18 protein-coding genes are annotated in these 18,313 nt (G+C 42.9%); 12 read left to right on the top strand and 6 right to left on the bottom strand.

The genetic code is table 11. The annotated features are described in order from the left end of the window. The first annotated feature begins 68 nt into the window (after positions 1 to 68). The 4 genes from AVL57_RS10270 to AVL57_RS10255 all read left to right on the top strand — a co-directional run bounded on the left by AVL57_RS10270 (position 69) and on the right by AVL57_RS10255 (position 2,525). A complete protein-coding gene (locus tag AVL57_RS10270) occupies positions 69 to 449 on the top strand; it encodes a hypothetical protein (protein WP_057791661.1) in 381 nt (126 codons plus the stop codon). A 132-nt stretch (positions 450 to 581) separates the two neighbouring features. Beyond that, positions 582 to 905, top strand: a complete 324-nt coding sequence (locus tag AVL57_RS21030; RefSeq protein WP_231751110.1) for a serine hydrolase domain-containing protein — start codon at positions 582 to 584, stop codon at positions 903 to 905. A gap of 100 nt (positions 906 to 1,005) precedes the next feature. After that, positions 1,006 to 1,767, top strand: a complete 762-nt coding sequence (locus tag AVL57_RS10260; protein ID WP_057791665.1) for a Nif3-like dinuclear metal center hexameric protein — start codon at positions 1,006 to 1,008, stop codon at positions 1,765 to 1,767. After that, on the top strand, positions 1,764 to 2,525 hold the full coding sequence (locus tag AVL57_RS10255; RefSeq protein ID WP_057791667.1) for a methyltransferase: 762 nt from the start codon (positions 1,764 to 1,766) through the stop codon (positions 2,523 to 2,525). The genes AVL57_RS10260 and AVL57_RS10255 overlap by 4 nt, the downstream gene beginning before the upstream one ends. A gap of 128 nt (positions 2,526 to 2,653) precedes the next feature. On the opposite strand, the gene AVL57_RS10250 is transcribed toward AVL57_RS10255, so the two are convergent. Both AVL57_RS10250 and AVL57_RS10245 read right to left on the bottom strand, forming a co-directional pair. Further along, on the bottom strand, positions 2,654 to 3,679 hold the full coding sequence (locus tag AVL57_RS10250; RefSeq protein ID WP_057796127.1) for a 2-hydroxyacid dehydrogenase: 1,026 nt from the start codon (positions 3,677 to 3,679) through the stop codon (positions 2,654 to 2,656). Between the two features lie 44 nt (positions 3,680 to 3,723). Continuing rightward, the gene (locus tag AVL57_RS10245; RefSeq protein ID WP_057791669.1) at positions 3,724 to 4,206 is read right to left on the bottom strand and encodes a glutathione peroxidase; all 483 of its coding nucleotides are present in this window, start codon (positions 4,204 to 4,206) and stop codon (positions 3,724 to 3,726) included. Positions 4,207 to 4,302: 96 nt separating this feature from the next. On the opposite strand from AVL57_RS10245, the gene AVL57_RS10240 reads away from it, so the two are divergent. Beyond that, positions 4,303 to 5,214 (top strand): NAD(P)-dependent oxidoreductase, encoded by a 912-nt coding sequence (locus tag AVL57_RS10240; RefSeq protein WP_057791671.1) that lies wholly within the window; start codon positions 4,303 to 4,305, stop codon positions 5,212 to 5,214. Positions 5,215 to 5,321: 107 nt separating this feature from the next. Here AVL57_RS10240 and AVL57_RS10235 read toward each other — a convergent pair whose 3' ends face one another. Continuing rightward, on the bottom strand, positions 5,322 to 6,965 hold the full coding sequence (locus tag AVL57_RS10235) for a response regulator (protein ID WP_257721361.1): 1,644 nt from the start codon (positions 6,963 to 6,965) through the stop codon (positions 5,322 to 5,324). Positions 6,966 to 7,278: 313 nt separating this feature from the next. Here AVL57_RS10235 and AVL57_RS10230 point away from each other — a divergent pair, with 313 nt between their 5' ends. From AVL57_RS10230 to AVL57_RS10215, 4 genes are all read left to right on the top strand, one after another. Continuing rightward, positions 7,279 to 8,433: an acyl-CoA dehydrogenase family protein gene (locus tag AVL57_RS10230; protein WP_057791673.1), complete on the top strand. Its 1,155-nt coding sequence runs from the start codon at positions 7,279 to 7,281 to the stop codon at positions 8,431 to 8,433. 53 nt (positions 8,434 to 8,486) lie between these two features. Continuing rightward, positions 8,487 to 9,617, top strand: coding sequence for an enoyl-CoA hydratase/isomerase family protein (locus AVL57_RS10225; protein WP_057791675.1), 1,131 nt, complete (start codon positions 8,487 to 8,489; stop codon positions 9,615 to 9,617). A gap of 148 nt (positions 9,618 to 9,765) precedes the next feature. Then, positions 9,766 to 10,629 (top strand): putative RNA methyltransferase, encoded by an 864-nt coding sequence (locus AVL57_RS10220; protein WP_057791677.1) that lies wholly within the window; start codon positions 9,766 to 9,768, stop codon positions 10,627 to 10,629. Positions 10,630 to 10,653: 24 nt separating this feature from the next. Further along, positions 10,654 to 11,211 (top strand): D-glycero-alpha-D-manno-heptose-1,7-bisphosphate 7-phosphatase, encoded by a 558-nt coding sequence (locus AVL57_RS10215; protein WP_057791679.1) that lies wholly within the window; start codon positions 10,654 to 10,656, stop codon positions 11,209 to 11,211. A 176-nt stretch (positions 11,212 to 11,387) separates the two neighbouring features. On the opposite strand, the gene AVL57_RS10210 is transcribed toward AVL57_RS10215, so the two are convergent. Then, entirely contained in the window at positions 11,388 to 12,905 is a 1,518-nt protein-coding gene (locus AVL57_RS10210) for a DUF3413 domain-containing protein (protein WP_057791681.1), read from the bottom strand. Between the two features lie 12 nt (positions 12,906 to 12,917). Then, entirely contained in the window at positions 12,918 to 13,133 is a 216-nt protein-coding gene (locus AVL57_RS10205; RefSeq protein WP_057791683.1) for a YejL family protein, read from the bottom strand. A 159-nt stretch (positions 13,134 to 13,292) separates the two neighbouring features. Between AVL57_RS10205 and yejK the strand changes: the two genes are divergently transcribed. The 3 genes from yejK to AVL57_RS10190 all read left to right on the top strand — a co-directional run bounded on the left by yejK (position 13,293) and on the right by AVL57_RS10190 (position 16,339). After that, positions 13,293 to 14,357, top strand: a complete 1,065-nt coding sequence (gene yejK, locus AVL57_RS10200; protein ID WP_057791685.1) for a nucleoid-associated protein YejK — start codon at positions 13,293 to 13,295, stop codon at positions 14,355 to 14,357. Positions 14,358 to 14,422: 65 nt separating this feature from the next. Then, on the top strand, positions 14,423 to 15,298 hold the full coding sequence (locus tag AVL57_RS10195; protein WP_057791687.1) for a 6-pyruvoyl trahydropterin synthase family protein: 876 nt from the start codon (positions 14,423 to 14,425) through the stop codon (positions 15,296 to 15,298). Positions 15,299 to 15,451: 153 nt separating this feature from the next. Then, complete coding sequence (locus AVL57_RS10190) at positions 15,452 to 16,339, top strand: M23 family metallopeptidase (protein WP_171008992.1); 888 nt, start codon at positions 15,452 to 15,454, stop codon at positions 16,337 to 16,339. Between the two features lie 177 nt (positions 16,340 to 16,516). On the opposite strand, the gene AVL57_RS10185 is transcribed toward AVL57_RS10190, so the two are convergent. Continuing rightward, positions 16,517 to 18,301, bottom strand: coding sequence for a M61 family metallopeptidase (locus AVL57_RS10185; RefSeq protein WP_057791689.1), 1,785 nt, complete (start codon positions 18,299 to 18,301; stop codon positions 16,517 to 16,519). Positions 18,302 to 18,313: the final 12 nt, after the last annotated feature.

The raw sequence follows: 18,313 nt of genomic DNA, 5'->3' as shown, positions 1-18,313 counted from the left end.
CACTTACAGCAAACTATTTTAATCCCCTTAAATGTTCCTAGCATTAAATTAAAATTGGATTTTTACTAATGGATTCTTTTGAAGTAGAAAAGACAACTGAACTAGATTCGGCCAGTCAGAATAAAATTAGAAATGAGACCCTTACAACGGAGTTACATTTTGACCTATTAAAACAATATGCTTGGTTATCTTCAGCAGCTATTGGTGCAATCGTTGTTCTCGTTCAATTGAAAGCCGTAGAAGCAAGTAAAGACCTTTATATCTCCCTCGGTTTTTTTGTGGCTTCTATTATCATGTCAATAATGGGGCAGGATCATATAATTGATTCACTGCTCAAAGGTAAGCATATATACGATGCTTCAAAGGTTTTGAAGTTTATTAGAACAATTTCCATGCTGTGCTTTGGTATCGGTGTAGGTTATCTATCAGCAAACGTATTTGACTTTTAATCGCTATTTTCTTAATTTTTTGGTGCACCCTAATTCTATTCGCCCTTTAGAACCAATACGAGGGGTCTTGTAGTCATTCCGGCCCACGTATGACAACAATTTGTGAGCGTTAAATTCTTCTTTGGGGGCTTCTTGCTTAAGTTAATCATTTCGACACTATTCATGTTTTTCATAAATGCTGTTTCCGCCGAAACGACTAGCGATAGGGTTCTTCCTCATTATTTAAATGAAGTTCGGGAAAAGAGTCGTGTTCCTGCAATGGCAGTAGCTGTTATTACTGCAGGTGAATTGAGTTATATTGAAGGTTTCGGCTATTTAGATGAAAAATTAACTACACCAGTAACGGATAAAGTTTTATTTAGAGCTGCGTCGATTTCTAAACTCTTCACCGCACAAGCCATAATGAAATTAGTAGAGCTGAAAAAGCTAAGCCTCAATGACGAAGTAGGCTTATAAAATGACGGCAGTAGTGGTTTAAAATCAGTATAATGCTCAACAATTCTATAGGTTCAACGAGACTTTTGAATTCATCGTATAATAGTTAACCGGAGTGTTTGTGTCAGTAAATAATCTTGAACTTAAACGCTATCTAGATGGCACACTTAGAACCCATGAGATTAGTGATTATTGCCCTAATGGTCTGCAAGTTGAAGGAAAAGCAGAAATTCAACGTGTGGTAACAGGGGTAACGGCCTCACAAGCGTTGATTGATGCTGCCATTGCAGAAAATGCCGATGCCATAGTGGTACATCATGGCTATTTTTGGAAAGGCGAATCGCAAGCGATTAGCGGCATGAAGAAAAAGCGCATCAAGGCATTGCTTGAACACGATATAAATCTATTTGCATACCATCTACCTTTAGATGTTCACCCCGAGTTTGGGAATAACCGGCAGCTTGCAGCATTACTTGAAATTGACAATGTGCAAGCCCTTAGCGGCGTAAAACCTACGGGTGTAGTGATGCAAGGGGAATTCGAAAAGCCAATGTCTCAGAATGAGCTACAGCAACGTTTAGCTGAAATGTTAGGGCGAACGGTATTAGCGGAAGGTGATGATACTAAAACCATTAAAACTCTAGCTTGGTGCACTGGGGGCGGGCAAGGATTTATTGAGCAAGCGGTAGCAGCTGGCGTAGATGCGTTTATTACTGGCGAAGTCTCTGAACAAACTATTCATACGTCGCGAGAGATGGGTATTAGTTTTTTTGCGGCGGGTCATCATGCCACTGAACGCTACGGAGTGAAGGCGTTGGGTGAGCATATTCAGTCTGAGTTTAACCTAGACGTGACTTTTATCGATATCCCAAACCCAGCATGACAGAAAAATCAGATCATATTTTTGACGGTATAGCCGCAAAGTTTGCCGATAATATTTATGGCACGACAAAAGGTAAACTTAGACAAATTATACTTTGTGAGGCGTTAGCGCCTTTTGTTGAAGTATCAGAAAACACACAGTCTAAAAAGGTGATAGAAGTGGGGGGCGGCACAGGAGTGATGGCCGCTCATTTGGCATCGCTAGGGCATAGTATTCTGTTAACCGATGGATCGGAAGACGTTTTGGAACATGCAAAAGAGAACCTAAAAACATTCTCTAACGTGGATATTCAACATCAATATTTGTTAGATATTCAAAACATGGAAAACTACGACCTTGTGGTTTGCCATGCTGTTTTGGAATGGTTAAATGATCCCTACCAAGCTATTCAATTTCTGTATGACAACATGCGCAAAGGGGCAATACTAAGTCTTAGCTTTTTTAACCGCGATGCAAATCTAATGACCAACGCTATCTATGGTAATTTTGATTATATTGCGCAGGGGATGAAAGTGAGAAATCAGGTTCGGCTGAATCCCAAGAACCCTTTACCGGCTAAACAGGCTAGTGACTTTTGTGAGTCTATTGGTTTTACCGTAAAAGCGAAAACCGGTATACGATGTTTTCATGATTACTTGAAGAATCCTGAACATCAAACCACTCAGTTTGAAGGGCTACTAACCTTAGAGCGAACTTATAACCAAACCGAGCCGTTTATGTGGTTAGGCAAGTACTTTCATCTTGTATTGGAAAAGTAGCAAATATTGCTACTTTCCTAATATTCTCTTTAACCTAAGCCTTTAAATCATATGCGTTAATCCACACCCGTTGAATCATGCCCATCGAGCTACGCCCATCAAACCCATGCCTTGTTTAGTGCTACCTGTTAATTTATAGGCTTTACCATATTATTGTTAACGTTCAGACTGGCATCACCGGCAAAGAAGCGTAAGTTATCTAGGGTAATGGCGGCAATCTCACTTAAGGCTTCTTTGGTGAAAAAGCCTTGATGTCCCGTTACCAATACATTTGGAAACGTTAGCAAACGCTGAAATACGTCGTCTTGAATAATGTCTTGGGAATGGTCGCTGAAAAACAGTTCTGATTCTCGCTCATAAACATCTAAACCTACATATCCCAAATGCCCATTTTTTAGCGCATTGATTACCGACTTATCATCAATGAGTCCGCCCCGTGATGTGTTGATCAGCATCGCCCCTTTAGGCATTAAGGCAATACTCGATTCATTGATAAGGTGATAGCTTTGCTCGGTAAGCGGGCAGTGAAGGGTAACAATGTGGCTTTGGCTAAAAAGCGATTCGAGAGACGTGTAAACAACGCCTTCTTGTATAAGTTGCTCATTAGGGTAGGGATCGTAACATAAGACATTGCAACCAAAGCCTTTCAAAATTCGAATCACCGATTGGCCAATGCGCCCTGTACCTATCACGCCTACCGTTTTATTGTGCAGGGTAAAACCCAATAAACCGGTTAATTCAAAATTACCTTCTTTTACCCTGTTATAGGCTTTGTGTGTTTTGCGATTTAGCGTAAGAATTAGCGCTAGCGTGTGTTCCGCTACTGTTTCAGGGCTATAGGCAGGCACTCTAGACACACTGATGTTCAACTCATTGGCAGTGGCGATGTCAACATTGTTGAAGCCAGCGCAGCGTAGAGCAATATGTTTAACGCCAGCTTCATGCAAGATATACAAGGTTTTCGCGTTAAGTTCGTCATTGACAAAAACACAAACAGCATCAAAACCTTGGCATAATAGCGCAGTTTCAGCGGTGAGTTGATGGGGGAAATAAGTTAAAGAAATAGCGGGGCTTTCTGCACTCTCAATACTCTCAATGGCTGCCTTAAAGACAGTTTCTTCATAAGGTTTGGCGCTAAAAAATGCGACTTTCATTACACTCATTACATTGCACTCCCTATCCATTAAACGATAATAATTTAGGCTTTTAGAAGTCTATCAATATCATTACTTATTTCACTCGGCTTCGTGGTTGGAGCGTAACGCTTAACCACGTCTCCGTTTGTATCGACAAGAAACTTAGTGAAATTCCATTTTATGCGTTTAGAGCCAAGCAAACCCGGTGCTTCAGATTTCAATTCAACGTAAAGAGGATGGGTCTGTGCACCATTAACATCAGTTTTTTTAAATAGTGGAAAAGACACCCCAAAATTCAGAGTGCAAAATTGAGCGATATCGTCATCTGACCCAGGCTCTTGGTGGCCAAATTGGTCGCAAGGGAACGCCAATATCTCGAAGCCTTTCGCGCTATAATCTTTATATAGTTTTTCTAAACCTTCATATTGATTAGTAAAGCCACATTTACTAGCGGTATTAACAATAAGTAAGACTTTGCCTTTAAAGTCTGACATAGCAATAGCTTCGCCGTTATTTTTAACCACTTGATGACTATATATGCTCATAGCGCTTCTCTTTATTTTAGTTATTGATTTGTTTTAGTTATCAAAAAGTTTGTTACACTTCGCTTCAGTATAATCAGTTATGAAGAGAGTTACACTATGTCAAATAATACAACTACAACGTCTTCATCTGTAGGTTCACTTATCGATAATGCTTCGATTAAGGTCAGTTTTCTAGGGCTTGGGGTAATGGGTTACCCCATGGCAGGGCATTTAGCAAAATCAGGCTTCGATGTTACTGTTTATAATCGCACAAAAGCGAAATCTGATAAGTGGGTAAAAGAGTTTGAAGGTACCTTGGCGCTATCCCCAGCAGAAGCTGCGAAAGACGCTGATATAGTGTTGATGTGCGTAGGTAACGACAATGATGTTAAAGATGTTGCGAGCCAAGCGCTAGGTACGATGGGGCCGGGTACCTTGCTGATAGATCACACTACAGCGTCGGCAGAAGTTGCGCGTGAAATGTTTTCGCTATGCCAGCAGCAGTCTATCGCATTTTTAGATGCGCCAGTGTCAGGTGGCCAAGCTGGTGCTGAAAATGGTTTACTCACTGTTATGGTGGGAGGCGAACAAAAAGCGTTTGACCGCGCTGAAGCTGTATTTTCTGCCTATGCTAGACACAGTCAATTATTAGGTGAAAGTGGTAGTGGTCAGTTAGCAAAAATGATGAACCAAATTTGCATCGCCGGCATTGTTCAAGGGCTAGCAGAGGCGCTTCATTTTGGACAAAAAGCAGGGTTAGACTGTAATGCGGTGATTGATGTCATCAGTAAGGGCGCTGCGCAATCTTGGCAAATGGAAAATCGTGCAGCTACTATGCTCGACAATCATTATGACTATGGTTTTGCCGTTGATTGGATGCGAAAAGATTTATCAATCGCCCTTGATGAAGCGCGTCGAAATGGCTCTACATTAGCACTAACGGCGTTGGTCGACCAATACTATGGCGACGTTCAAAAAATGGGTGGCCATCGTTGGGATACATCCAGTCTGTTAATGCGTTTGAAATGAAGAACCACTAGTATGAGTTCTTCTGGTTGACTCATTTCTTGTTAACTTGTAGCAAAATAACTCATAGACAATTTGTCCGGCTGGTAACCCAAGCTTACATCTAACCGTTAATGGCCCTTGTTGTCTTCGTTGATAGCAGGGGCCATTAGCTTTTCAGCGTTCGTTTGTGCGGCTAAATTTAATTGGGTGAGCCTATGATGGTTACTCTCTGAAAGTGGCATATCAGCAACAACTCTAAGCAATTTGCGAATGCCGTATTTACGATAAACGGCGGTATCGGATTCAATCATGCACTGCAATAAATTAAGTCCGAATGCGGCCGTTTCTGGCGATAAATTCAATGCATCGTAAAAATGCTTCATCGCTGGTAAGTATTGTTTATCCACGAATAACTTTGTACCGGTTTCATTCAGCATGACCGCTTGGTCATGGTTTAGGCCTAAACGCTGACCACCATTAAAAATGAGATCGTCGTTAGCGACTTGCTCAGAAATAATCTGTAGCTCCGAATTCTTCTGCTTTGCAAGCGCAAGTAATTGGCTCGCTTTCCCTTCCTCGCCCAAACCATGATGTACTTTGGCCGCAATAACCAGCATCGAGGGCTCGGTTCGCAAGTAATCATCCATATAGTCACTTTCAAGTAAGTGAGCGGCTTTTTGATCTTCGCCTTCTAAAATGGCTGAAAAGGCCAATAGATAGTCTCTTTTTTGTAAAACTTGGCGATCGCTTTGACTACGACCTGCCAAGCCTACTAATTTACGCGCCTGGCTTAAGCTTTCTTCTCGATTAGTACTAGGCGCTTCTTCTGCAAGTAGTAAATAAAACTCCGCCAATTCAAAGGTGAAATCATTAAATCTGTCTTTGGCACTTCGATGCATAGCGCGCTTTTTTTGAAGCAGGTCTATGGCTTCTACCACTTTATCCTGTTTTTGATACGCGATAGATTTTAACCTTGCAGCGGGTAAGCTAAGTTCACTGAATTTAATCTGACTTAAATAGGTCTCTACTTGCTCATACGACTTTTGCTCAAAAGATAAAGAGGCTAGCCATTCAAACGCGCTGTCTCGTGCAAGGCTTGAAGTTACCATGTCACTGAGTGCGTCTTGGCAATCGGGCCAAAGCCCCGCCGCATACTGACACTTAATTTTGCCCCATTGTGCCCAAAGCACTTTATCTGAACGAGTGAGTACATCGTCATACACTCGCATCGCATGCAAAATATCGTCGTTTTCAAATAAGAGTTTGGCGAAAAGTTTACCTACGTCGGAAGCGAGTCTTGGCGGCACGCCTTCGCGTAATTTCTTACGCAATAGCGTAATAGCAGCAGGGCGTTGTTTGTTATCCATTTCCCGTAACACGGGTTCAATATATTGGCGGTAGCTCAAATAGTGCTTAATTTGGCGAGATAATGACGCAATGGTGTAAGGCTTTATAAGCAATGCATCTGGTTGCAAATCCATTATACGCCCGATGGTTTGAGGAGAACGATCGGAGGTAAGAAATATAAGTCCCGTTCCAGGGCGAATAAAACCTGATTCTTTTAAGCTCTGTACCCACTCCACACCTGTTCTCCCTTGGCCTAGGTGGTAATCCATTATAATGAGCTCGAAATGCTGCTTACGTAGCGCAGATTTGAGCTCAACACCTGAACCAAAACTGCTAACGTTTAATTTTGCTATGGGCAGAAGGTGACCTCGCAACGTGGTACGCGCAGTTGCGTTATCTTCAACGATAGCAATCCGATAATCCAAAAGTTGTCAGTATAGTAGTGTTTTAATAAACATAGCTTATCAGCGCTGAGTGTAAAGTGCATTAGCCGTAAGTTTAACTTTCTAACTGTATGTCTTTATTTATTATTTTAAGGCTAGTGGGGTTAGAAATTTAGGTGAAAAACACTCACATTTGTCACATTTATTTTACATTAACTTTATTTAATTTTGATGTTTACGTTTACGTGAAGGTAAGTTGTTAGATACTGTATTTACGAGTGACGACGCTATGGTTGTGTTTCACTTGAAGCCAATATGACAAATTACCAATTTATTACCCAGAAGGGCAAGTAACATGAATTTCGACCTTTCAGATGATCAACTCGCCTTCGAAGAAACTGCTCGCCAATTCGCGATGCAAGAGTTCGCACCCCATGCAGCACAATGGGACAGAGACCATCATTTTCCCATTGAGGCCATTAGAAAAGCGGGTGAACTAGGTTTTTGTGGTTTGTATACGCCTGAATCAGAAGGCGGGCTGGGGTTATCGCGCCTTGATGCATCTATCATTTTTGAGCAGCTTTCTATGGGGTGTACCACCACCACGGCCATGCTGACAATACATAATATGGCAACGTGGATGATTGCTACTTGGGGCCAAGAAGCCGTTAAAAAGCAATGGTGTGAAGTACTTGTATCAGGTGAAAAACTGGCGTCTTATTGCCTAACTGAGCCCGGTGCAGGTTCAGATGCTGCTTCATTAAAAACCAAAGCTACGCCAGTAGAGAATGGTTATGTGCTTAACGGCGCAAAAGTGTTTATTTCGGGCGCAGGCAGTACCGACGTGCTCGTGGTAATGGCGCGTACCGGAGGAGATGGACCCAAAGGGATCAGTGCCTTTGCCGTTCCAGCTGACGCTGAAGGTATTATTTATGGCAAAGCAGAAGAAAAAATGGGCTGGAATGCCCAGCCAACCAGAATGATCACTTTTGACAATGTAAAAATTGATTCGTCGTGTCGCTTAGGTGATGAAGGGCAAGGCTTCAAAATGGCCATGCAAGGGTTAGACGGTGGGCGAATTAATATAGCAACGTGCTCCATAGGAACAGCGCAACAAGCGCTCAATGTGGCCAGACAGTACCTTACTGAACGTGAACAGTTTGGAAAACCCATTGCTACCTTCCAAGCGTTGCAATTCAAATTAGCTGATATGGCAACTGAATTGGTTGCGGCCCGTCAAATGGTGAGAATGGCGGCCAGTAAGCTTGATAGTAAGCATGCCGATAGCAGTACATATTGCGCAATGGCCAAACGGTTTGCGACAGATGTGGGTTTTAAGGTGTGTAACGACGCGTTACAGTTACATGGTGGATACGGCTATATCAAAGAATATCCGCTAGAACGTCATGTAAGAGATGTGCGGGTACATCAAATACTAGAAGGCACGAACGAAATTATGCGGGTCATCATCGGTAGGCGTTTGCTAAGCGATGAAAACAGCGTTCTGTAATAAGATAATAACAGGCGCGGTGGTATAGCATAGAATGCAACAAGGAGTAAAAAGTGGAACACACAGAATCAGTAGTGGTTGTTGAAGAAATCACAACAAACTCAGGGCATATTATTGGCGTGCTTACTCTTAATAAGCCCAAAGCCCTCAATGCGTTAGATTTAGAAATGGCGAGTTTGTTATTAGACGCACTACAAGCATGGGAAAATAGAAACGACCTTGTTTGCGTAGTGTTAAAAGCCGCGGGTGAAAAAGCATTCTGTGCCGGTGGCGATATTGTATCTATGTACAACGCCATGCTTGAATCGAATGGCGAAATCCCTGACTTTCTAGCCTCTTTTTTCCGTACCGAGTATACCCTTGATTATACCATTCACCATTACGCTAAACCCATTATTGTGTGGGGGGCGGGCATCGTCATGGGCGGTGGAATGGGGTTGATTTGTGGTGCAAGCCATCGCGTGGTTACCGAAACGTCCCGCCTTGCGATGCCTGAAATAACCATCGGATTGTACCCTGATGTAGGTGGCAGTTATTTTCTGCCACGCTTGCCAGGTAAAACTGGGCTTTTCTTGGGGCTTACCGGTGCACAAATGAATGGTGCAGACGCGTGTTATGTAGAATTAGCTGACGTATTAGTAGCGTCTGATCAACAATCCGCAATGTTTGATGCACTGCAAAGCTTCTCGTGGAAATTTGATGATGAATCTGAGTCCCTTAACGGGCAAGTCACCGCTATATTAGACGGCCTAAACGCACCAGAAAGTGAGCTAGCGAGAAATGTAGAATCTCACCGTACGGTTATTGATAAATGGTGTGAACCAGACAACGTCACCGATGTGGTTAATAACTTATTATCAGCGGATGTAAGCGAAGATAAGTGGTTAAGTCGGGCGCAATCTACATTGGCTAAAGGGTCGCCTATAACCGCGCACTTAGTGTTTGAAGAGTGTAAACGTGGCGCCAAATTGTCTTTGGCTGATTGCTTTCGTATGGAAGCGATTATGTCTTGTCGCTGTGGTCAACACGGAGAGTTTCAGGAAGGCGTACGCGCATTACTAATAGAAAAAGACTTATCGCCTAACTGGATGTACAAAAAAGTGGAAGATGTGCCAGAAGAGGTGGTTGCCTCTTTCTTTGATTCCCCATGGACCAATGAAGCCCACCCATTGGCTGATTTGTAGCCAGCCTTCATCGTGTGAGCGGTCCTTCGTGTTAAAACACGTAAACACTTTGACAACCTAGTATCAACGCTGAAGCAGTCACGACACCGGCGGCGAAGTTTGGTAAACTCGCCGCCAGTATTAGACAGTTTTACAGTGGATTCTTTTTATGTGGCAATGCCCACTTTGCCGAAGCCCAATCGATATGAGTGCCTCGGTCATTCAATGCAGCAATAACCATAGTTTTGACAAAGCGAAAGCAGGCTACGTTAATCTTCTTCCCGTACAATTTAAAAATTCCAAGTCACCTGGTGACGACAAAAGTATGGTTCGCGCCCGAAGAGAGTTCCACGATCTCAATGGTTATGGGCCCTTAAAGCAGCGCATGACAGATATAGTGGCGCAGTATTACACCGATACCCGTAGTAGTGACAATGCCGATATCAATGCAAAGCCGGAACTTGCGATCTACGATGCAGGGTGTGGCGAAGGGAGTTACCTAAACGCCCTAGTCATAGGTTTAAAAGCCAAAAGTATTCACACTACCGGCAGCGGTAGTGATATCGCGAAAATTGCGGTGGAATTAGCGGCTAAGGCGTATAAGTCGCAGCAGTTTGTTGTGGCCAGTAGCTTTGATTTGCCCATTGAATCGAATACTCAAGATGTGGTTATTCAGGTTTTTGCCCCCGGAAGCAGTGAAGAGTATACACGTGTGTTGAAAGCGGGTGGTCTTTTGCTTACCGTAGACCCAGCACCCATGCATTTGTTCGAGTTAAAATCATTGGTATATGATAACCCCGCAAAACATGCGGTAGAAAAAGAGGAGCGGGTGGGTTTCGAACAATCTATGGATGAAACAGTCAATTATCCCCTGCATTTCGATAACGATGAACAAAAAATCGCGTTGATTAAAATGACGCCGTATTACTGGCGTTTACCACCGGACAGATTGGCAGAAATTGTTGAGGAGCTAAACCAAGTCACCGTTGATTTTCGTGTTCAAGCTTGGCTAAAAATGCCAGAGACCGTTTGAGTGTATTTGAAGAGATAGCACAACATGGGTTCACACACTGTTAAAGCCTTGTTTTTAGACCGTGATGGCATTATTAATGTCGATTATGGTTATGTGGGTCGGTACGAAGATTTTGAATATGTTGACGGCATATTTGCGTTAATAAAGCGTTTCGAAAAAGCAGGCTATAAAATTATCATTGTTACTAATCAGTCGGGTATAGCACGAGGCTTATATTCTGAAGATGATTTTAACGCTTTGATGAGTGCCGTTCAGCAAGACTTTTACCAAGCCGGTATTGGCGAGGTTTCTGTGTATTTTTGCCCTCATCACCCAGAGCATGGCATTGGCGCGTACAAAAAACAGTGTGCGTGCCGAAAACCAAACCCAGGCATGCTACTACAGGCCGCTGAAGAGCACTCTGTTTCATTACCTTTGAGCATCATGATTGGTGACAGTTGGCGAGATATACAAGCAGGGCAAAAAGTAAGTTTATCCCACTGCTATTTTGTTTCCCGAAAAGCCCCGCCAGCTGGAGCAGAGCTAGGCAATGTCACTCAAGTCACATCTTTGAACGACATACCTGTTCCCAGTAGCGTTTAATTCACATTTTCCTTCGTGCTTTCATTAACGCTAGTTAATAGCTAAGGCGATCATAGAGTCGAGTAAGCAGAATGAAGAGAAAACAAAGTCGTATGCCAAAAGCATTCGCGTTGATAGTGGGTTAAAAAGCATGTGAATGGATACAAAAAAGGCGCCTAAGTGGCGCCTTTCATGTTTTAGTTTTGGTTAGAAAACCGAGACAAATGTTTGATGGCTTGACTTAATAAATCAACGTTAAGCGGGGCATTGCTGCGCTTACCTGTAGCAACGTCAGTAATTTCGTAACTACCGTTACTTAGCACATCAGTACGTTTGCCATTGTGGAACACCACAATACGCTCACCAGAGGTACTGACTAGCCATTTGCGACTTGGGTTTAATAAGTTTTGACCCGTAGAGTAGAAGGTTGTAGGCGCCGCGCATCCAAGGGTATTCATAATTGTTGGTGCGAGATCTTCAGTGCTAGCGATATTTGCACTTAGCGACATGTTACTGTAAAGCATGCCTTGCGAACTCTCGCTCCCGAAACCGGTAGCAATCATTACCTTGTTGGTTTGCAGCATTTCTTGCGTTACATAGCCTTCAATCGCAGATGCAGGTAAAAATGCCAAGTGTAAACCATTATGATTGTTTGAAAGAGGCTGGCGATAACTAGTAAACAAATCGTCAGGTAAACTTTCATCAAAATGAATAGAGACAGGCATTCCTAGACCAACGGGTAAGGCTAATAGTACAGGGCGCTTTTTACTTAGTGAGTCTTGATAAATCTCTGGCACACCAAACAAGGTGGTAGTTATCAATCCTTGTAAACTACTGGCGGTAGAATGGTAGTTTTCTAACGCATTAAGCCCAAGTGTGTCTATACCAGCAATAGGGGCATCATCAATCTGCACTATCACTGTCATGTTCTTACCAGAATCTATAGAGCAATATACAGGCTCCGCAGGATAGCTAATATTATGAATATCGGTATTAAACTGGAGCTGTTTACGCTCTTCATAGGCGGCTAAATCAAGCAAGCCATAACGCGACATGGTAGTTTTAGCTGTAGCTGGGTACGACAGCGGGAACATATTATCTTGCTTGATGATAGGCTGATACAATTCGGCATCGGCCCATACATGCACTGCATGACTGGTAACAAAACACACCACAAAAAAGCTGGCTACTGGCACACCAATTTTATGCTGTGAAAAGCGCTCAACCCTTTTCCAGATAGCATTGGCAAGCACAAGCTGAAAGCCTAACCACACTAAAAACAGCATGAATAAATAAGCCCACTGTTGCCAGTAGAATTCACTTATTTGCGTTTGTGCTTCAGTTTTAAGCAAATCGGCAGCGTGAAAACTGATATGAAAGCCGGTGCGATTAAATAACAACGCATCGAATGCCAGCAAGGCAAGTCCAACCGCAGCAATAATAGAAGCACTGGCTTTAATTGCCCTTGGATTGGTGGCTAAGTAGCACAAGGGCAAGATAAAAATTACAAACCCGAAAAAGGTCATAAAGCCAATATGGCCCAACCAATTGGTGAGTAGGTACAGCGTACCTACGCCCGTGCCAGGCATGGGAGAAGAAAAAACAAAAATTGATGCAATAACAATGGCTATTATTATATTCGCTAGCGCGAACCAATGGCCCCAATTAACTAATTTCGTCACTCGCTGGCGGCGAGGAGATTCGGCTAAAATCATAAAAAAGCCTACTTAACCTTGAACACTCTTCTTGAGCACATTAGCAAACTGATCTGCCATGGCTTCGCGTTTGTCAGGACTAACCTGAGTCTGTAAAATATGGGTAATCACATTACCTAGTACCATTAGCGATAGATCTCTCCCCGCATCGTTTTCTTCGAGGGTTAGAATGACTTTATTCATTAAGGTTTCAAATTCAGCAGTGGTATAACGACTGTTCTGGGGCACTGTTACGCCTCTTTTTCATGATTTCTTTGATAAAAAGAATGGTTTTACTCGTAAAATGATTATAATCGTTGTTTGAGTGATAACAATCATTCATTCTAAAATCCCGCAATTCCGTTAGTTTTTCTGACATTTTTTAAGCAACAGGACACCCTAATCGCTATGAGTGCACTGATTCATCACTTTGTTGTACACCGTTTAGTCGTTAATAACGAGGATAAAATTGAAGCTATCCCTCGTGACAATTGTTTGGCAGTCACGCCAGAAATTGAGCTTCTCGCACACCAGATTAACCACAGCTTTAATGCTAAGCCCGGTAAAGGGGTGGGTCACTTTGTTTCACAAAGCGATGAAGAAAACACTGATAACGTTGCAGAGTTTTCCGAAGGTCTAAAAAACTACCTAACGCAGAAAAAAGCAGGCGGCGACAATTTAGAAGAAGAATTTCATAGCTTTTCGTTATCAGCCACCAAGCGATTAGTGAAAACGTTAATAGATACAGGCACAGTAGAAACAGGGTTTCTCATTTTTTGCCAGTATGAGTTTTTAGCGACGCAATATTTGATGATTGCGTTGCTAAATACGCGCTCTCACGTTGAAGTGACCAATTCACTGGATTTGTCTGCTCGAGAGCATCTCGATTTGGCACGTATGCAACTAGCAGTTCGCATTGACCTAACCCAATGGGATATACAACCCGAACAGCAGCGTTACGTTAGCTTTATAAAAGGCCGTATGGGCCGTAAAGTGTCAGACTTCTTTATGCAGTTTGTTGGTTGTGAAGAACTGGTTGATGTGAAGCAGCAAAATAAGCAGTTAATTTCGTCTGTAGACGCTTATTTGGCTAGTGAATCATTAGATCCACAAGAGCAGCACCAACACCGCGAAGAAGTGAAGACGTATTTTAAAGAAAAGATTGATGCTGGCGAAAGCTTATCGGTTGATGAATTAGCGAACAGACTACCTTCAAACGAAGAAACCAGTAGCAACTTTTCATCATTTACTCAGTCTATGGAAGTACCGCTTGAAAAAGAAATTCAGCCAGATCCTGCAGCGTTAAAACAATTAGCGAAATTTACAGGGCAGGGCGGCGGTGTATCGGTAAGTTTCGAGCGCAAGCTGATGGGCGATCGTGTATTTTACGACCCCGCTACCGATACCTTAACGATTCGGGGGATTCCACCCAATTTAAAAGATCAGCTTAATCGCCAATCTTCTATGGACTAATCACTGCGTTTAACACGTAAAAAACGTATACTAACAACAGAAAACGAACACGATACAAGGGTGTCATGCAACTATTTGTAAACGATTTGACAGTAATGGACTTTTCTTACCTTTGCCCCAAACGCGGCATGGTAGGTGAAAGCTGGATTGTCGATGTAATCCTAACCGGCGAACTTAACGAAGAAAGTATGGTTCAGGATTTTGGAATTGTTAAGAAAGATCTTAAACGACTGATTGACGAGTATGTCGATCATAAATTGCTTGTGCCTGCAGAATATGCGGGCGCAACGGTTATCCATGATGACGTAAATGAACAGGTTGAAGTGCGCTTTACCTGCGAAGATGCGCGAGAAATTATGCTTCGCTGCCCAGCAGAAGCCTATGCGTTTTTGTATTCAGATGTAGTTACCATGGAATCGGTGAGCGTTTATTTAAAAGAGGTGCTTGCCACCCATTTACCCGAAAACGTTGATAACATTACTTTAAAGCTGCGTACCGAGGTGATTGATTCGCCGTTTTATCATTATACCCACGGGTTAAAAAAGCATGACGGAAACTGTCAGCGTATAGCGCATGGTCATCGCTCTCGTATTGATATTTACCTCGATGGTAAAATAAGCGAACAAGAACAAGCCTATTGGGCGAACCGTTGGGACGATATCTATATCGCCACTACGGAAGATGAAATAGCGTATGAAGATCGCAAAATAACCGGTTCAGTCGCTACCCCTAGCGATTATTTCTTGTTTGCTTACGAATCATCACAAGGCTATTTTGAGTTACTTATTCCTAAGGCCGATTGTGAAGTGATCACTACAGATTCAACGGTGGAATGTTTAGCTCAGTACTTGTTAGTTGAGCAAAAGAAACGCACTCCCAACAATCATTGCCAAGTAGTGGCGTATGAAGGTGTGGGTAAAGGCGCCATGGTGTCTGACTAATTACTTCATTTTTGTTTAAGTATGGTAGGCAAAATCGGGTAAAGGCTATTGGCAAGCTTAGAATAAAAGAACGGCACAAGCGCTGCATAAGTACTTTATAAATTCAGCATCGATGCGAATCAAGTGTGATGAAAGTGCGAGAAAGGAGTAGTAATGAGTTCTAGGGTTAAGGGTGTAGAGTCTGTCCAATCTAGTGTGATCAACTCACTAAAAGTCGCAGTACGTTCTGCTGGCATGTCAGTCTTACTATTGTTGGGTGGTAGTTTAACTGGCGCTCATGCGCAGCAAGACGGGATAACGTTAAATGGCACCCTAACGCAAGGTAGCTTGATAAGAGGTCAGGTTGCCCCTGATGCTGTCGTTACGCTTGATGGCGAAACATTGTCGCTAAATAGCGAAGGCAAATTCGTTTTTGGTTTTCCTCGCGATGCAGGCCTTTCTCACAAGCTTAAAGTCGAACTTGCCGATGGCACCAGTTCAGTACGAGAAATTACCCTCACTAAACGTGAATACGACATTCAACGTATAGACGGGCTAGACTCTAAGATGGTGACGCCGCCAAAAGCAGTGCTTGAAAGAATTAGACAAGACAACGTTAATGTGGCTAAAGCTCGCAGTAAAGTAACTGATGCCGATGCATTGTTTACGCGCTTTGAGTGGCCAGCTAAAGGTCCAATAACAGGCGTTTACGGAAGTCAGCGTGTATTAAATGGTGTACCAAAATGGCCTCACTTTGGCGTAGACGTGGGTGGACCTACAGGCTCGCCAGTAACGGCACCAGTTCAAGGCACAGTTACGTTAGCAGAAGATTTGTATTATTCAGGTAATACGTTAATTCTTGATCATGGAATGGGCGTCTTTTCTACTTTTCTTCACTTAGATTCCATCACAGTGAAAGTAGGCGATACAGTAGCGCAAGGCGAGCAGATTGGTACCATTGGCGCTACGGGTAGAGCGACAGGCCCACACCTAGATTGGCGAATTAACTTGGGCAAAATGCGCCTCGACCCTCAGACGGTAGTGTCGGGAACGCCTGATTAGAGCGGGAACGCCAGAATAAAGCGGTAACGCCTACATAGGCAAACAACGCGCCTCGTCATCTAACAATAAAAAGCGCTACCCAATGCGGTAGCCCTTTTTTGTATTTACTGCTAGCTCTTAGTATGTGCGTATCTAAAAAGACATAAATCTACATAAGCAAAAATAAACCGAGAGTGGTTAGTTAAGCCCCAGCCATGCTGAAAATTTGCTCTCATCAATAATGTCAAAATAGCACACATCTTCTCGTGCATTTCTTATGTCAAGATCACCAGTTAACAATCGGCCATCTCGAATAAGTGAAAGGCTGACTTGGCCAGTATTGGTGGCATCTAAAATCCGTTGTAATTTCACTTGGTTTACCACAAAACCATTTATGGCAATAATGATATCGTTAACCATAACGCCTGCGTCGGCAGCGGCTAAACCTTCAAAAACTTGCGTAACCGTTAATCCTAATGGAGCTGGCTTGCAGTTAGCACCTAATTGTCGTTTCATACCCTCAGCGCTTGTTTTGCCTCCTTTGTCATCGGCAGACACCTTGCTGCGGGTAATGAGCTTAACGCCAATGGTCGACAGCCAATTCTCTAACGGCACGTCTTTAGTGCCGTAAACCACATCAGCAAGGTAGTCAGAAATATCAATATCAAAATCTTGCTCACACAACGTGGCAATAACGTCGTCAGGGGTGCCTTTTTCGTCGCGGCCGTACTGATCCCATAAATGACGCATCAGCGAATCTAAGTTGATTTCATTATTCGACTTTTCACGTAGCAACAAATCTAGGCCAAAAGCGATAATGCCGCCTTTGGTGTAGTAACTAACAATTGAATTAGTTGCACTGGCATCCTGCTTGTAGAATTTTGTCCAAGCGTCGAAGCTACTTTCCGCTACTGACTGCTTAAACCTACCTGCATTTTGCAATAAACGCGTTAAATTCTGCGATACGATATCTAAATATTTTTGAGGAGTAATAGTGCCCGCACGCGCTAACGTGACGTCATCATAAAAGCTGGTAAAGCCCTCATAAATCCACAGTTGGTTTGTATAAGTTTCTTTTTGTAAATCGGGCTTTACCATCACCTCGGGCTTAATACGCTTAACGTGCCATGTATGGAAAAGTTCGTGGCTGCATAAACTCAAAAACGTAATGTAACCGTCAGTTTTTGTCTCGCTTTCGCCGACCATAGGTAGGTCGAAACGCGGAAAGAGTAGGGCGGTAGAATCACGATGCTCTAGACCACCAAAACCAGTATCTGCCAACAACGTCATAAACAAATAACGTTTAATAGGCTGCGGATCGCCAAATAACTGCATATGGTGCTTACAAATTGGGGTTAAGTCATTTGCAATACGCTCTATGTCGAGGTTATTTCTACCAGAGAATAACAACTCGAAGGTAACGCCCTCTACTTCAAAACTGTGAAAGTTACATACCCCAATATAAAGTGGATGGTCGATAAACTCAGCATAGTCTGCCACTTCATATTCCCAGCTATCTGGCATATCTTCAGTCATTGGCATACTGGTATAGGCACGCCAATTCGCCACAGCTGGTTTAATAATTTGTAATTTACATGGCTGTTGTTCAAAGCCTTCAACACTTAGAAATGCACTGGTGCCGTTAATAAAGGCATACTCGTCGTTAATAAATGCAGAACGGACTGATAAGTCGTTGGCATATACTCGATAAGTAATAGTGACTGCCTCACCGTGGGTATCGGCCTGCCACGTTTGCTTATCTAATTTTGTGCAAGTAACCGGTTCGCCAGAAGCAGTATTGCTCGCTGTTAAAGACACTATATTTTTGGCAAAGTCTCTCACCATGTAACTGCCAGGGATCCAAGACGGTAACGTGAGCGATAAGGTTTGTGATTCGTGAGAAGGCACGGTTAACGTTACATCAAACAAATGTTGTTGCCACGAGTAAATCGACAGTTGGTAGTGAAGTGAAGCGCTATTCATGGTGACCTTTAT

The sequence above is a fragment of the Alteromonas stellipolaris genome, assembly GCF_001562115.1.
GTDB classification, from domain to species: Bacteria; Pseudomonadota; Gammaproteobacteria; order Enterobacterales; family Alteromonadaceae; genus Alteromonas; species Alteromonas stellipolaris.
Note: the sequence above shows the minus strand (reverse complement) of the source record. Positions and strands in the feature narration are given on the sequence as shown.

What these genes read in the sequence shown, in the direction of transcription:
- AVL57_RS10270 (WP_057791661.1), top strand. Translation starts at nt 69, where the DNA reads ATGGATTCTTTTGAAGTAGAAAAGACAACTGAACTAGATTCGGCCAGT.
- AVL57_RS10255 (WP_057791667.1), top strand. Translation starts at nt 1,764, where the DNA reads ATGACAGAAAAATCAGATCATATTTTTGACGGTATAGCCGCAAAGTTT.
- AVL57_RS10250 (WP_057796127.1), bottom strand. Translation starts at nt 3,679, where the DNA reads ATGAAAGTCGCATTTTTTAGCGCCAAACCTTATGAAGAAACTGTCTTT.
- AVL57_RS10245 (WP_057791669.1), bottom strand. Translation starts at nt 4,206, where the DNA reads ATGAGCATATATAGTCATCAAGTGGTTAAAAATAACGGCGAAGCTATT.
- AVL57_RS10240 (WP_057791671.1), top strand. Translation starts at nt 4,303, where the DNA reads ATGTCAAATAATACAACTACAACGTCTTCATCTGTAGGTTCACTTATC.
- AVL57_RS10230 (WP_057791673.1), top strand. Translation starts at nt 7,279, where the DNA reads ATGAATTTCGACCTTTCAGATGATCAACTCGCCTTCGAAGAAACTGCT.
- AVL57_RS10220 (WP_057791677.1), top strand. Translation starts at nt 9,766, where the DNA reads ATGTGGCAATGCCCACTTTGCCGAAGCCCAATCGATATGAGTGCCTCG.
- AVL57_RS10215 (WP_057791679.1), top strand. Translation starts at nt 10,654, where the DNA reads ATGGGTTCACACACTGTTAAAGCCTTGTTTTTAGACCGTGATGGCATT.
- AVL57_RS10210 (WP_057791681.1), bottom strand. Translation starts at nt 12,905, where the DNA reads ATGATTTTAGCCGAATCTCCTCGCCGCCAGCGAGTGACGAAATTAGTT.
- yejK (WP_057791685.1), top strand. Translation starts at nt 13,293, where the DNA reads ATGAGTGCACTGATTCATCACTTTGTTGTACACCGTTTAGTCGTTAAT.
- AVL57_RS10195 (WP_057791687.1), top strand. Translation starts at nt 14,423, where the DNA reads ATGCAACTATTTGTAAACGATTTGACAGTAATGGACTTTTCTTACCTT.
- AVL57_RS10190 (WP_171008992.1), top strand. Translation starts at nt 15,452, where the DNA reads ATGAGTTCTAGGGTTAAGGGTGTAGAGTCTGTCCAATCTAGTGTGATC.
- AVL57_RS10185 (WP_057791689.1), bottom strand. Translation starts at nt 18,301, where the DNA reads ATGAATAGCGCTTCACTTCACTACCAACTGTCGATTTACTCGTGGCAA.